The following is a 13298-nucleotide window of genomic DNA, read 5'->3' on the forward strand; positions in this document are numbered from 1 at the left end:
GGCTGCGCCCGCTTCTCCCCCTTGACTTCGCTGCGCCCCCCGCCCCCTACTCTTGGCTATCGCTGCCGCGAGGTTTGCGACGAGTGCTTTGCGCGGGCTTGTTGCTGGCGGCAAGCGCTGCCGGCGCGCTGCCCAGTTTTTCCGAGGTCCGCGCCGCCCACCGCGTGTCCGATTTCACCTTGCTGGATCGCCGCGGCGAGCCGCTGCAGACCCTGCGGCTGGACAAGACGCATCGCACCCTGGCCTGGGTGCCGCTGGCCGAGATGTCGCCGGCCCTGCTGCATGCGCTGTTGCTGAGCGAGGATCGGCGCTTCTACGACCACAGCGGCGTCGACTGGGGCGCGGTGGCGGCCAGCGCCTGGGGCAATCTGTGGAACCAGCGCACGCGTGGCGCCTCCACCTTGACGATGCAGTTGGCTGGCCTGATCGACGAGGACCTGGCGCGCCCCGGCGGCGGGCGCAGCGTGGCACAGAAGCTGGGCCAGGTGGTGGTGGCCAAGCAGCTGGAGTCGCGCTGGAGCAAGGCGCAGATCCTCGAGGCCTATCTGAACCGCGTGCCCTTTCGCGGCGAGCTGGTGGGCATCCAGGCGCTGTCGCAGGCGCTGTTCGGCAAGGCGCCGGCGGGGCTGGACGCGCAGGAGGCGGCGCTGGCCGCGGCGCTGCTGCGCGCGCCGAACGCGAAGCCGGCCCAGGTGGCGCAGCGCGCCTGCGCGGTGCTGGCGGAGCAGCGCCTGCCCTGCGCGGGTGCCGAGGGTCAGCTGTCGGCCGCGCTGGCGCGGCGCGCCGGCATGCCGCTGGGTGAGCAGCTGGCGCCGCACTATGCGCGCCAGGTCCTGCGCGCCGACGGGCCGGCCGCGCAGCGCAGCAGCCTCGACGGCCGCCTGCAGCGCCTGGCGGTGACGAGTCTGAAGCGCCAGCTCGGCGAGCTCTCGGGCCGCAATGTCGAGGACGGCGCGGTGCTGGTGCTGGACAACGCCAGCGGCGCGGTGCTGGCCTGGGTCGGCAGCAGCGGCGGCGAGCTCTCCAGCGCCGCACAGGTGGACGGCGTGCTGTCGCGCCGCCAGCCGGGCTCGACCCTGAAACCCTTCGTCTATCAGCTGGCGCTGGAGAAACGACTGCTGACCGCGGCCAGCCTGCTGGATGATTCGCCGGCGCAGATCGCGACCGGCCATGGCCTGTACCTGCCGCAGAACTACGACCGCGACTTCCGCGGCTGGATCAGCGTGCGCGCGGCCCTGGGCAACAGCCTCAATGTGCCGGCGGTGCGCACCGGTGCGATGCTGGGCGCCGACGCGCTGTTCGAGCGGCTCAACGCCTGGGGCCTGCAGCTGCCAGAAAGCGGCGGCTACTACGGCGACTCGCTGGCGCTGGGCAGCCCCGACATCAGCCTGGCCGCGCTGACCAATGCCTACCGCGCGCTGGCCAACGGCGGCCAGCTGCGGCCGATCGGCGCGGCGGCGCCGGCACGGCGCGTGGCTGATGCGGCCAGTAGCTTCGTCGTCGCCGACATGCTGGCCGACAACAGCGCGCGCGCGCTGACCTTCGGCCTGGACAGCGAGCTGGCCACGCGCAGCTGGGCGGCGGTCAAGACCGGCACCAGCAAGGACCTGCGCGACAACTGGTGCCTGGGCTTCTCGGACCGCTACACGGTGGGTGTCTGGGTCGGCAACGCCAGCGGCGCGCCGATGCATGGGGTCAGCGGCATCAGCGGCGCGGCGCCGGTCTGGCAGGCGCTGATGCGCGCGCTGCACGAGGGCAAGCCCGCCCGGCCGCCGCGCGCGCCGGCGGGGCTGGTGCAGCAGCGCGTGGCCTTCGACGCCGGCGCGGAGCCGGCGCGCCAGGAATGGTTTCTGCGCGGCACCGAGCAGGCGCGCATGCAGCGCAGCGGCGCCGGCGATGGACGGGCCCGCGCGCTGGCCGGCATCAGCAACCCGGTGGACGGCGCGATCTTCGCGCTGGACCCGGACATCCCGCCGGCCGCGCAGCGCCTGACGTTCGAAGGCCGGCCGGGCACCTGGCTGCTGAACGGCAAGCGCCTGGGGCAGGGCGCGCGCCTGAGCTGGGCGCCCTGGCCCGGGCGGCATGAGCTGGCGCTGCTGGACGGCCGGGGTCAGGTCTTGCAGAAACTGCGCTTCGAGGTGCGCGGTGCGGGTTTGAAGCAGGGCCGCTGAGCCGGCGCGCGGCGCATACTGCGGCTTCTCATCCAGGGAGGGGCGAGCGATGCGAGGTCTGGGCTATGGGCTGACGCTGTTGATGATGATCTCCGTGCCGCTGCTGGGGCCGCCCCATATGGCCCAGGCCCAGGCCCAGCGCGTGCTGCGCTATGCCAGCGCCTTCGATCCGCAGACCATGGATCCGCACGCGATCGCGCTGCTGTATCACACGCGCATCATCACCCAGGTCTACGAGGGCCTGGTGAACCGCGACGAGCAGTTCCGCCTGGCACCCTCGCTGGCCCTGTCCTGGCAGGCGCTGGACGCGAGGACCTGGCGCTTCAAGCTGCGCCCAGGCGTCAAGTTCCACGACGGCAGCGCTTTCGGCGCCGACGATGTGGTGTTCTCGGTCGAGCGGGTGCTGCAGCGCGAATCGCAGCGCGCCACCCAGCTGCGCGGCGTGCTGGGCGCGAAGAAGATCGATGCGCTGACGGTGGACATCGCGCTGGCCGAGCCGGATGCGGTGCTGCCGGAGAGGTTCTACCTGATCGCGATGATGAGCAAGGCCTGGTGCGAGAAGCATGGCGTCACCCGGCCGCAGGACTACAACGCCAAGCAGGAGACCCATGCGGTGCGCCAGGCGATGGGCACCGGGCCCTTCATGCTCAAGCGCTACGAGTCGGACGTCAGCACCCAGCTGGTCGCCCATCCCGACTGGTGGGGGCGCGCGACGCACCGCGGCAATCTCGACGAGGTGCAGTACCAGGTGATCCAGTCCGACGCGACGCGGCTGGCCGCGCTGCGTTCGGGCCAGGTCGACTTCGTGATCGACCCGCCCTTCCAGGACGTGGGCCGGCTGCGCCAGGATCCGGGCCTGAAGCTGCTGGAGACCAGCGACATCGGCACCCAGTACCTGGCCTTCGACCAGCATCGCGCCGAGCTGCCGGGCAGCGACGTCAAGGGCCGCAACCCCTTCAAGGACCTGCGCGTGCGCCGCGCCATCTATCACGCGATCGACATGGACCTGATCGCGCGCCAGGTGCTGCGCGGCCAGGCCCTGCCGACCGGGGCGCATCTGTCCGCGCTGGTCGACGGGGCGCTGCCGGCGCTGGAGCCGCGCCTGCCACACGACCCGGCGCTGGCGCGCCGCCTGCTGGCCGAGGCGGGCTACCCGCAGGGCTTCTCGGTCAACTTCGACTGCGTCAATGTCTCGCACCGCCAGGCCAGCTGCCAGGCGATCACCGCGATGCTGAAGAAGGTGGGCATCAGCGCGAACTTCGTCGCCTCGCCCAGCAGCGTATTCTTCCCCAAGCTGACCCAGGCCACCGGCAGCCTGATCGAATACGGCTGGTTCCCCAGCACCGATGCCTGGAACGCGCTGAACTCGCTGGTGCGCACGCATGACGGCAAGACCGGCGGCGCCTTCAATGCCGGGCGCTACAGCAACCCGCGGCTGGACGAGCTGATCGACGGCATCGCCACCGAGCCCGACCTGGCGCAGCGGCGCCAGCGCGTCGGCGAGGCGCTGCGCCTGATGCAGCAAGACCTGCCCCTGCTGCCGCTGTACCGCATCAAGCACAGCTGGGTGATGAAGCCGCGGGTGCAGGCGGTGCAATGGCCCAGCGGCGTGCTGGAGCTGCGCTGGGTGCGGCTGGAGTGAGGGGACGGAGGGGGCGCCGCTGCTCTACCAGGCCGAGAACGGATGCTCGCTGAGCCGGCTGTTGTAGTAGCGCTCGTCGCCGGTGACCTCGGCGCCCAGCCAGGCCGGGCGGGCAAAGGGCTGGTCCTCATGCGCGAGCTCCACCTCGGCCAGCACCAGGCCGGCGTTGGCGCCATGGAACTCGTCGACCTCCCAGCGTGTGCCCTCGACCTCCAGCGTGTGGCGGGTCTTCTCGATCAGCGGGCCTTCGCACAGCGCCAGCAGCTCGCGCGCATCGGCCACCGGGATCTCGTATTCGAACTCGGCGCGGCTGGCCCCCCGGCTCTTGCCCTTGATCGTCAGGAAGGCGCGCGCTCCGGCGATGCGCACCCGCACCGTGCGCTCGGCGGCGCGGTTCAGATAGCCCTGGCTGAAGACCAGCGCGTCGGGGCGGCGCCAGCCCTCGCCGGTGGCCACCAGGAATTTGCGTTCGATTTCGATACCCATGTCGCGATGCTAGCTCTACCCGCCCTGCGGGCGTAGCATCGACCCATACCCCCATCGATTCACCACCTGTGCCGGAGGTGCTTGCGATGCCCACCTTGGACTTTGCGGTCGAACGCCAGCGCATGCTGGCCCATATCGTCACCCAGGCGGTCTGCCTGACCCTGCGCCTGGGCAAAGCGGCGCTGGATGGCCGGGTGCTGCGGGCGCTGGAGAGGGTGCCGCGGCACGAGTTCCTGCCGCCCGAGCTGCGCGCGCTGGCCTATGCCGACACCGCGCTGCCGGCCGACTGCGGCAAGACCGTGTCCCAGCCGCTGATCGTCGCGCTGATGAGCGATCTGCTGGGCCTGCAGCCGGGCGATCGGGTGCTGGAGATCGGCACCGGCATGGGCTACCAGACCGCGGTGCTGGCCGAGCTGGGCTGCGAGGTCTGCAGCGTCGAGCGCATCCCGGCGCTGTCGCGCGGCGCGGCCGAGCGGCTGGAGGCCCTGGGCTACGAGGACCGGGTCGAGTTGCGCATCGGCGACGGCCGCCTGGGCTGGCCCGAGCAGGCGCCCTTCGACGCCATCATCGCCACCGCGGCGGCCGAGCAGGTGCCGCCGGCGCTGGTCGGGCAACTGCGGCCCGGCGGGCGCCTGGTGATGCCACTGGGGCCGCCGGACGCGCAGCAGCTGGTGCTGGGCATCAAGGGCATCGGCCGCGATGCGCAGGGCGTGGTCGGCGCGCTCAGCTGGCGCGTGGTGCTGCCGGTGCGGTTCTCTCTGTTGGAAGGCGAGTAACGCGCAGCAGCGGATACTCGATGCACCCGCAGGACCTCTTCGCAGACCGCAACGGTGCTTGCGGACCCGGCCCCGCCAGTTGCCGGGCGACTTTGCGGGGCCGAGGAGCGCAGCGGCGCGGGGCGCGCGCGTCAGCGCGCTTCAAGGTCTGACTGGGCGACCCTTGTCTGAGCGGCGCGAGCGCAGCGAGCAAAGCGAGTTGGTCGCCCGCCCCGCGGCGCGAGCACCACAGGGCAGCCGTGCCGGCCGTCAGGCCGACGCGGCCCCCGCATCGGAGCCCGGCGGCTGGCGGGGCCGGGTCTGCGCAACGCCGGTCGACGCAGCCTAGCCCAGCAGCAGCGCCGGCAACTCGTCCATGCGCGCGAACAGCTGCGCGGCGCCGGCTTGCCGCAGCGCGGAGCCGTCGCCCTGCGGTGCGAAGCCGAACACGGTGGCGCCGGCCGCGGCGCCGGCGCGCACGCCGGTCGGCGAATCCTCGATCACCGCGCAGCGCGCGGCGTCCACGCCCAGCGCGCGCGCTGCGGCCAGGTAGACATCGGGTGCCGGCTTGTTGTGCGCCTGCTCGTAGCCGCTGAAGATGCGGCCCGGCAAGAAGAAGGGCGCCAGGCCGGTGCGCGTCAGCTGCAGCTCGATCTTGCCGCGGTCGGCGCCGGAGGCGCAGGCCAGGTGCCGGCCGTAGCGCGTCTGCAGCCGGTCGAGCGCCGCGGCGATGCCCGGCACCGGCGCGACCTCGGCGGCCAGGCGCTCGTCGCGGCGGCGGCGGAACTCGGCCATCCACTGCGGCGTCACCGGGCGGCCGATGCGGGACTCGATCAGCGGCGCCTGGTCCAGGATCGCCTTGCCCAGGAAGGTGTCCAGGCATTCCTGCTGGCTCATCTCCCAGCCGGCCTCGGCCAGCAGCTGGCGCAGCACCGCGGTGGTGATGTGCTCGCTGTCCACCAGCACGCCATCGCAGTCGAACAGCAGGGCATCGAACTTCAAGTCTTCCTCCGGAGCGGCTATATTCGCCTGAAACAACTGAAACTGGTTTCAGGTCGCGAGCCTGGCCGACTGTACCCGATGCCCTCCAGCTCCCGCCGCCCGCCCTCGATGGCGTCGTCGAACATCGCACCGGCCGCGGCCGGCAGCCGCACCACGATCGCCGACGTGGCCAAGGCCGCCGGCGTCTCCAAGGCCACGGTCTCGCGCTTCCTGAACCGCGGCGAGCTGCTGACCAAGGACATCGCCGCCAAGGTCGAGGCCGCGATCGCCGAGCTGGGCTACAGCCCCAGCCCGATGGCGCAGGCCTTGAAGCGCGGGCGCTCGCGCCTGATCGGTCTGGTGGTGGCCGATGTCACCAACCCCTTCTCGGTGGCGGTGCTGCGCGGCGCGGAGCGCGCCTGCCAGGAGGCCGGCTACCTGGTGATGCTGTTCAACCTGGGCAACGATGGCACGCGCGAGCGCGAGGCGATCGAGGCGCTGTCGTCCTACCAGGTCGAGGGCTTCATCCTGAACACGCTGGGCAGCGATCCGGCCGCGCTGGCGGCCGCGGCGCGGCTGGCCAAGCCGGTGGTGCTGATCGACCGGCGCCATGCCGGCATGCCGGCCGACTTCGTCTCGCTGGACAACGCCGGCGCGGTGCAGATGGCGGGGGAGCATCTGCTGGACGGCGGCTGCCGCGAGCTGCTGTTCATCAGCGAGCCCAGCGCCGGGGTCAGCTCGCGCATCGAGCGCTCGCAGGCCTTCGGCCATTTCCTCGCCGCCCATGCGGACGCGGTCGCGGGCCGGGTGTTCGAGAGCGCCGGCGAGGCCGAGGTGGAGGCCCTGGCGGCCGCGCTGCAGCAGGCGCGCAAGCGCGCGGGCAGCCGCAAGCGCGTCGGCGTGCTGGCCAGCAATGCGGTGGTGACCCTGCGCGTGGCGGCGGCGCTGGAGCGCCTGAACTGGCGCTTCGGCGAGCAGATCGACTTCGTCGGTTTCGACGAGACCGAATGGGCGCCCTATGTGGGCCCGGGCCTGAGCGCGATCGCCCAGCCGACCAGCGACCTCGGCCGGCTGGCGGCGCGCTGCCTGCTGGAGCGCCTGGAGGGTCAGGACTTGCCGCCGCGCCAGATCCTGCTGCCGGGCCGGCTGATCGTGCGCGGCTCTTCCTCCTCCTCTTCGCACAAAGCCTGAATTTCAAGGGTAAACCCTTGTTTTGTGTTTGAAACCGGTTTCATAAACTGGTCGCAAGGGTGGTGTGAAACCGCACGAAACCACCTGGCGGGCCCGCAGGCCCGAGAACGGAAGACAAGCGTTGTGAACTACGACTTTCAGTTCGGTGCCGTGTTCGCGGCCTGGCCGCTGCTGCTCAAGGGCACCTGGACCACCATCGAGTTGTCCTTCCTGGCGATGGTCATCGGCCTGGTCGTGGCGATCCTGTGCGCCTGGGGCAAGACCGCGGGGCCGGCGCCGCTGCGCTTCGCGATCAACACGTACATCGAGCTGATCCGCAACACGCCCTTCCTGGTCCAGCTGTTCTTCTTTTTCTTCGCCTTGCCCGCGATCGGCCTGCGCTGGAGCGCGCATACCGCGGCGCTGATCGCGATGGTGGTGAACCTGGGTGCCTATGCGACCGAGATCATCCGTGCCGGCATCGAGGCCATCCCCAAGGGCCAGATCGAGGCTGGCCTGGCGCTGAACCTGAAGCGCCACGAGATCTTCCGCTTCGTGATCCTGAAGCCGGCGCTGAAAGCGATCTACCCGGCGCTGACCAGCCAGTTCATCCTGCTGATGCTCAGCTCGGCGGTGGTCTCGGTGATCTCGGCCGACGACCTGACCTCGGTGGCCGCGAACCTGCAGTCGCAGACCTTCCGCAGCTTCGAGATCTACATCGTCGTCGCGGTGATCTACCTGCTGCTGGCCCTGGGCTTCTCGGCGTTGTTCCGCCTGATCTACGCGCGCGCCCTGAACTATCCCGACCGTCGCTGAGGAAACCCGGACCATGCGCACCTTCGGATTCCCCGAATTCCTGTTCATCCTCGAGGCCGCCAAATGGACGGTGGCGCTGTCGCTGATCGCCTTCATCGGCGGCGCGATCGTCGGCCTGGCGCTGGCGCTGGCCCGCGTCTCGGAGAACGGCACGGCACGGCATACGGCCGGCGCCTTCATCCAGATCTTCCAGGGCACGCCGCTGCTGCTGCAGCTGTTCCTGATCTTCTTCGGCGCGCCGGTGCTGGGCTTCGACATCAATCCCTGGGTGGCGGCCGGCATCGCGCTGGTGCTGAACAGCGGCGCCTTCCTGGGCGAGATCTGGCGCGGCTGCATCCAGGCCATCCCGCGCGGGCAATGGGAGGCGGCCGAGGCGCTGAGCCTGTCCTACGTGGCGCGCATGCGCGACGTGATCCTGCCGCAAGCCTGGCGCATCGCGCTGCCGCCCACCGTCGGCTACCTGGTGCAGATCATCAAGGGCACCTCGCTGGCCGCCATCATCGGCTTCACCGAGATCACCCGTGCCGGCCAGATCATCAACAACGCCACCTTCCAGCCGCTGCTGGTGTTCAGCGTGGTCGCGGCGATCTACTTCGCGCTGTGCTGGCCGCTGTCGCTGCTGGCCGCGCGCATGGAGCGGCGCCGCGCCGCGGCGCTGGCGCGCTGAACCTTTTCTCTCTTCTTCCCCTTCCATCCACGGAGACAACGACGATGAAGACCACCACCTCCCATACCCGCCGCCTGCTGGTCTCGGCCCTGGCCGCCCTGAGCCTGGGCGGCGCCGCGCTGAGCGCGAGCGCCCAGACCGTCGCCGACCTGAAGAAGAAGGGCGAGCTGACCGTGGGCATGCTGGTGGACTTCCCGCCCTACGGCACCCTGAACAGCGCCAACCAGCCCGACGGCTATGACGCCGACGTGGCCAAGCTGCTGGCAAAGGAGCTGGGCCTGAAGGTCAACATCGTGCCGGTCACCGGCCCGAACCGCATTCCCTTCCTGCTGACCAACAAGGTGGACCTGCTGGTCGCCTCGCTGGCGGTGACGCCGGAGCGCGCCAAGCAGGTGCAGTTCTCCAAGCCCTATGCCGCCGCCACCATCGTGCTGTACGGCAGCAGCAAGGCCGCGATCAAGGCCCCGGCCGACCTGAAGAACTTCAAGGTCGGCGTGGCCCGCGCCTCCACCCAGGACGTCGCGCTGACCGCCGCCGCGCCGGCCGGTACCGAGATCCGCCGCTTCGACGACGACGCCTCGGCGATGCAGGCCCTGATGTCGGGTCAGGTCGACGCGATCGGCTGCTCGACCACGGTGGCCGCGCAGATCGCGCAGCGCGCCGGCAATGCCTTCGAGAACAAGTTCGTGCTGCGCCAGCAGCAGATGGCCGTCGCGATGCGCCCGGGCCAGGAGGAGCTGCTGAAGACGGTCGACGCCTTCATCGACAAGCACCGTGCCAGCGAGCTGAACGCCTACTACAAGAAGTGGCTCGGCACCGATTTCCCGCAGATGCAGAACTGAGCATCCCGCAGCAAGCAAGGCGACGAGCAGCATGGAAGCAGACAAGCCCATCATCCGCATCGCGGGCGTCAACAAGTGGTACGGCCAGTTCCAGGTCCTGACCGACATCAACCTGGACGTCGCACCCGGCGAGCGCATCGTCGTCTGCGGGCCCTCGGGCTCGGGCAAGTCCACCCTGATCCGTTGCATCAACCGCCTGGAGGTGGTGCAGCAGGGCCGCATCGAGGTGGACGGCATCGAGCTGACCGCGGGCGGCAAGCAGGTCGACGCGGTGCGCCAGGAAGTGGGCATGGTGTTCCAGCAGTTCAACCTGTTTCCGCACCTGACCGTGCTGCAGAACTGCACCCTGGCGCCGATGCGCTCGCGCGGCCTCTCGCAGGCCGAGGCCGAGGAACGCGCGATGACCTACCTGACGCGCGTGCGCATCCCCGAGCAGGCGCACAAGTACCCGAGCCAGCTGTCCGGCGGCCAGCAGCAGCGTGTCGCGATCGCGCGTGCGCTGTGCATGACGCCCAAGATCATGCTGTTCGACGAGCCCACCTCGGCGCTGGACCCTGAGATGGTCAAGGAGGTGCTGGACACGATGATCGGCCTGGCCGAGGACGGCATGACCATGCTGTGCGTGACCCATGAGATGGGCTTTGCGCGCAGCGTCGCGGACCGCGTGATCTTCATGGCCGAGGGCCGGATCATCGAGCAGGCGCCGCCCGCCGAGTTCTTCGCCGCGCCGCGGCATGAGAAGACCCGGCAGTTCCTCGGCCAGATCCTCAGCTCGGCCCAGCAGCACCGTGGCTGAGCGCGCGCCGCTCCTGATCTCGCTGGCGGCCTTTGGCGCCAGCGCGGTGCTGAAGCAGGGCCAGCTGCACTACACCCGGCTGGCGCGCGAGGCCGGGGCCGATGGCGTGGAGCTGCGTGCCGAGCTGCTGCGCGATGCCGAGGCCGAGCTGCCCGCGCTGGCCGCCACCGGCCTGGTCGCGGTCTATTCCGATCCCGCGCCGTTGTGGCGCGCGGACGATGGCGGCCTGAACCTGGCCGCGCTGGAGCAGGGCCTGGCGCGCGCGGCCTGGCTGGGCGCGCGCCGGCTGAAGATGTCGATCGGCGGCTTCGATGCCGAGCGCTCGCGCGACAGCCTGCATGAGCTGCGCCGCCGCCTGGCCGGCGAGCCGCGGGTCGAGCTGGTGATCGAGAACGACCAGACCCTGCGCGCCGGCACCCTGCGCGCGCTGCAGCGCTTCAGCGCCGAGGCCGAGACCGCGGGCCTGGACCTGGGCCTGGTGTTCGACATGGGCAACTGGCATTGGCTGGGCGAATGCCCGCTGCGCGCCGCCGAAGCGATCGGCGCGCGCGTGCGCTACATCCATGCCAAGGGCGTGTTCCGCCGCCCGGACCGCTGGGTCGCGGTGCCGCTGGCCGAATCGGCCGCGCCCTGGCGCGCGGTGCTGCGTGCCCTGCCGCAGGGCCAGCCCTGGGCGATCGAATATCCGTTGCAGGGCGAGGATCTGGTCGCGGTGACCCGCGCCGAGCTGGCCCTGCTGAACGAGACAAGGGAGATCGGATGAGCGAGTCAAATAGTCAGGACAAGCCGCTGGACGTCGTCACCTTCGGCGAGGCGATGATGATGCTGGTGGCCGAACAGCCCGGCCCGCTGGAGCAGGTCGAACGCTTCATCAAGCGCACCGCCGGCGCCGAGACCAATGCCGCGATCGGCCTGGCGCGCCTGGGCTTTAGGGTCGCCTGGGTCTCGCGCCTGGGCACCGATTCGCTGGCGCGCTTCCTGCTCGGCGCGATGCAGGCCGAAGGCATCGACTGCTCGCATGTGGTCTGCGACCCCGCGCAGCGCACCGGCTTCCTGTTCAAGGGCAAGGTGCTGGACGGCAGCGACCCGCCGATCGAGTACCACCGCAAAGGCTCGGCCGCCAGCCAGCTGCGTGCCGAGGATATCGATGCGCCCTGGCTCGCCGCCGCGCGCCATCTGCACGCCACCGGCGTGTTCCCGGCGCTCAACGAGGGCACCTATGCGGCGGCCGAACGCAGCATGGACCTGATGCGCGCGGCCGGCCGCACGATCTCCTTCGACCCGAATCTGCGGCCCAGCCTCTGGCCCAGCCGCGAGCGCATGGTCGAGGGCATCAATGCGCTGGCCGCCAAGGCCGACTGGGTGCTGCCCGGCGTCGAGGAGGGCAAGATCCTGATGGGCTCCGAAGACCCGGCCGCGATCGCGCGCTTTTACCGCGGCCTGGGCGCACGCCTGGTGGTCGTCAAGCTGGGCGCCGAGGGCGCCTACTACGACAGCGACACGGCCGGTACCGGCCATGTGCCCGGCTTCCCGGTGGCGCAGGTGGTCGATACGGTCGGCGCCGGCGACGGCTTCGCGGCCGGCGTGATCAGTGCGCTGCTGGAGGGGCTGCCGGTCGCGGACGCGGTGCGCCGCGGCTGCTGGATCGGCGCGCGCGCGGTGCAGGTGCTGGGCGATACCGAGGGCCTGCCGACGCGCGCCCAGCTGCGGGAAGCGGGGCTGCCCTGATGGCCCGGGTGCTGGTGTTCCGCGAGCTGCCGCCCGACCAGCTGGCACGGCTGCAGGCCGCGCATCAGGTGCTGGTGGCCGATCCGCGCCAGCCGGCACAGCGCGCCGCCTTCGACGCGGCGCTGCGCGAGGCCGAGGGCCTGATCGGCGCCAGCGTCAGGATCGACGCGGCGCTGGCGCCCAAGCTGCGGGCCATCTCCAGCATCTCGGTCGGCGTCGACAACTACGACCTGGCCGACCTGAAGGCGCGCGGCATCGTCCTGTGCCACACGCCCGGCGTACTGACCGAGACCACGGCCGACACCATCTTCGCGCTGATCATGGCTTCCAGCCGCCGCCTGGTCGAGCTGGCCAATCTGGTGCGCGAGGGCCGCTGGCACAAGAACATCGGTCCCGATCTGTTCGGCTGGGATGTGCAGGGCAAGACCCTGGGCATCCTCGGCTACGGCCGCATCGGCCAGGCCCTGGCGCGCCGCGCCGCGCTGGGTTTCAACATGCCGGTGCGCTACTACGCGCGCCGACCGGTCGAGGTGCCAGGTCTTGAGGGGCGCGCCAGCCATGGCGGCTTCGAGGAGGTGCTGGCCGGCAGCGACATCGTCGCGCTGACCCTGCCGCTGTCGGATCAGACCCGCGGCCTGATGGGCGCGCGCGAGTTCGCGCTGATGAAGCCCGGCGCAATCTTCGTCAACGGCGCGCGCGGCGCGATCGTGCAGGAGGACGCGCTGCTGGCCGCGCTGGACAGCGGCCATCTGCGCGCCGCCGGCCTGGACGTGTTCGCGACCGAACCGCTGCCGCTGGATTCGCCGCTGCGCACCCATCCCCAGGTGACGCCGCTGCCGCATATCGGCTCGGCCACCCACGAGACCCGCTACCGCATGGCGGTGCTGGCCTCCGACAACCTGCTGGCCGCGCTGGCGGGGCAGACCCCGCCGGCGGCCTATCCGCTCTAGGCTGAACAGCCGATTAAGCAAGACCTCCTCGCAGGCCGCAGCGGTGCAAGCAGACCCGGCCCCGCCAGCCGCCGGGCTCCGATGCGGGGGTCTTGCCGGCCTCACGGCCGGCAAGACTGCCCTGCGGTGCTCGCATCGCGGGGCGGGCGCTCAACTCCCTACGCTCGCCTGCGGCTCGCTGCGGTCAAACAGTCGCGCCCATTCAGCCCTTGAAGCGCGCTGACGCGCGCGCCCCGCGCCGCTGCGCTCCTCGACCCCGCCTAGTCGCCCGGCAGCTGGCGGGGCCGGGTCTGC

The 13298-nt window shown here is 71.0% G+C and carries 13 protein-coding genes; 11 read left to right on the forward strand and 2 right to left on the reverse strand.

Going from position 1 to position 13298, the window contains the following annotated elements:
- Nucleotides 1-74: 74 nt before the first annotated feature.
- A complete protein-coding gene (pbpC, locus tag G8A07_RS08955) occupies nt 75-2171 on the forward strand; it encodes a penicillin-binding protein 1C (RefSeq protein WP_249937274.1) in 2097 nt (698 codons plus the stop codon).
- Nucleotides 2172-2220: 49 nt separating this feature from the next.
- A complete protein-coding gene (locus G8A07_RS08960; RefSeq protein WP_195796673.1) occupies nt 2221-3813 on the forward strand; it encodes an ABC transporter substrate-binding protein in 1593 nt (530 codons plus the stop codon).
- 24 nt (nt 3814-3837) lie between these two features.
- Here G8A07_RS08960 and G8A07_RS08965 read toward each other — a convergent pair whose 3' ends face one another.
- Nucleotides 3838-4299 carry a CYTH domain-containing protein gene (locus G8A07_RS08965; RefSeq protein ID WP_195796674.1) on the reverse strand — a complete coding sequence of 154 codons (462 nt, stop codon included), beginning with the start codon at nt 4297-4299 and terminating at the stop codon, nt 3838-3840.
- 86 nt (nt 4300-4385) lie between these two features.
- Between G8A07_RS08965 and G8A07_RS08970 the strand changes: the two genes are divergently transcribed.
- Entirely contained in the window at nt 4386-5075 is a 690-nt protein-coding gene (locus G8A07_RS08970; protein WP_195796675.1) for a protein-L-isoaspartate(D-aspartate) O-methyltransferase, read from the forward strand.
- 324 nt (nt 5076-5399) lie between these two features.
- On the opposite strand, the gene G8A07_RS08975 is transcribed toward G8A07_RS08970, so the two are convergent.
- Nucleotides 5400-6056 (reverse strand): HAD family phosphatase, encoded by a 657-nt coding sequence (locus G8A07_RS08975; RefSeq protein ID WP_195796676.1) that lies wholly within the window; start codon nt 6054-6056, stop codon nt 5400-5402.
- A gap of 78 nt (nt 6057-6134) precedes the next feature.
- Here G8A07_RS08975 and G8A07_RS08980 point away from each other — a divergent pair, with 78 nt between their 5' ends.
- The 8 genes from G8A07_RS08980 to G8A07_RS09015 all read left to right on the forward strand — a co-directional run bounded on the left by G8A07_RS08980 (nt 6135) and on the right by G8A07_RS09015 (nt 13004).
- Nucleotides 6135-7226, forward strand: a complete 1092-nt coding sequence (locus G8A07_RS08980) for a LacI family DNA-binding transcriptional regulator (protein WP_371816439.1) — start codon at nt 6135-6137, stop codon at nt 7224-7226.
- A 123-nt stretch (nt 7227-7349) separates the two neighbouring features.
- Nucleotides 7350-8021, forward strand: a complete 672-nt coding sequence (locus G8A07_RS08985) for an amino acid ABC transporter permease (protein ID WP_195796677.1) — start codon at nt 7350-7352, stop codon at nt 8019-8021.
- Nucleotides 8022-8034: 13 nt separating this feature from the next.
- On the forward strand, nt 8035-8688 hold the full coding sequence (locus G8A07_RS08990; protein WP_195796678.1) for an amino acid ABC transporter permease: 654 nt from the start codon (nt 8035-8037) through the stop codon (nt 8686-8688).
- 44 nt (nt 8689-8732) lie between these two features.
- Complete coding sequence (locus G8A07_RS08995) at nt 8733-9530, forward strand: transporter substrate-binding domain-containing protein (RefSeq protein WP_195796679.1); 798 nt, start codon at nt 8733-8735, stop codon at nt 9528-9530.
- A 31-nt stretch (nt 9531-9561) separates the two neighbouring features.
- Complete coding sequence (locus G8A07_RS09000; RefSeq protein WP_195796680.1) at nt 9562-10326, forward strand: amino acid ABC transporter ATP-binding protein; 765 nt, start codon at nt 9562-9564, stop codon at nt 10324-10326.
- Nucleotides 10319-11089 (forward strand): sugar phosphate isomerase/epimerase, encoded by a 771-nt coding sequence (locus tag G8A07_RS09005; protein ID WP_249937275.1) that lies wholly within the window; start codon nt 10319-10321, stop codon nt 11087-11089. Before G8A07_RS09000 ends, G8A07_RS09005 begins: the two co-directional genes overlap by 8 nt.
- Nucleotides 11086-12054 (forward strand): sugar kinase, encoded by a 969-nt coding sequence (locus G8A07_RS09010; RefSeq protein ID WP_195796682.1) that lies wholly within the window; start codon nt 11086-11088, stop codon nt 12052-12054. Before G8A07_RS09005 ends, G8A07_RS09010 begins: the two co-directional genes overlap by 4 nt.
- Nucleotides 12054-13004 (forward strand): D-glycerate dehydrogenase, encoded by a 951-nt coding sequence (locus G8A07_RS09015; RefSeq protein WP_195796683.1) that lies wholly within the window; start codon nt 12054-12056, stop codon nt 13002-13004. Before G8A07_RS09010 ends, G8A07_RS09015 begins: the two co-directional genes overlap by 1 nt.
- Nucleotides 13005-13298: the final 294 nt, after the last annotated feature.

The sequence above is a fragment of the Roseateles sp. DAIF2 genome (genome assembly GCF_015624425.1).
Classification (GTDB): Bacteria; Pseudomonadota; Gammaproteobacteria; order Burkholderiales; family Burkholderiaceae_C; genus Kinneretia.

Excerpts from the sequence above, each read along its gene's own strand:
- G8A07_RS08965 (WP_195796674.1), bottom strand. The coding sequence starts at position 4,299 with ATGGGTATCGAAATCGAACGCAAATTCCTGGTGGCCACCGGCGAGGGC.
- G8A07_RS08990 (WP_195796678.1), top strand. The coding sequence starts at position 8,035 with ATGCGCACCTTCGGATTCCCCGAATTCCTGTTCATCCTCGAGGCCGCC.
- G8A07_RS08995 (WP_195796679.1), top strand. The coding sequence starts at position 8,733 with ATGAAGACCACCACCTCCCATACCCGCCGCCTGCTGGTCTCGGCCCTG.
- G8A07_RS09010 (WP_195796682.1), top strand. The coding sequence starts at position 11,086 with ATGAGCGAGTCAAATAGTCAGGACAAGCCGCTGGACGTCGTCACCTTC.
- G8A07_RS09015 (WP_195796683.1), top strand. The coding sequence starts at position 12,054 with ATGGCCCGGGTGCTGGTGTTCCGCGAGCTGCCGCCCGACCAGCTGGCA.
- G8A07_RS08980 (WP_371816439.1), top strand. The coding sequence starts at position 6,135 with ATGCCCTCCAGCTCCCGCCGCCCGCCCTCGATGGCGTCGTCGAACATC.
- G8A07_RS08970 (WP_195796675.1), top strand. The coding sequence starts at position 4,386 with ATGCCCACCTTGGACTTTGCGGTCGAACGCCAGCGCATGCTGGCCCAT.
- G8A07_RS09000 (WP_195796680.1), top strand. The coding sequence starts at position 9,562 with ATGGAAGCAGACAAGCCCATCATCCGCATCGCGGGCGTCAACAAGTGG.
- G8A07_RS08960 (WP_195796673.1), top strand. The coding sequence starts at position 2,221 with ATGCGAGGTCTGGGCTATGGGCTGACGCTGTTGATGATGATCTCCGTG.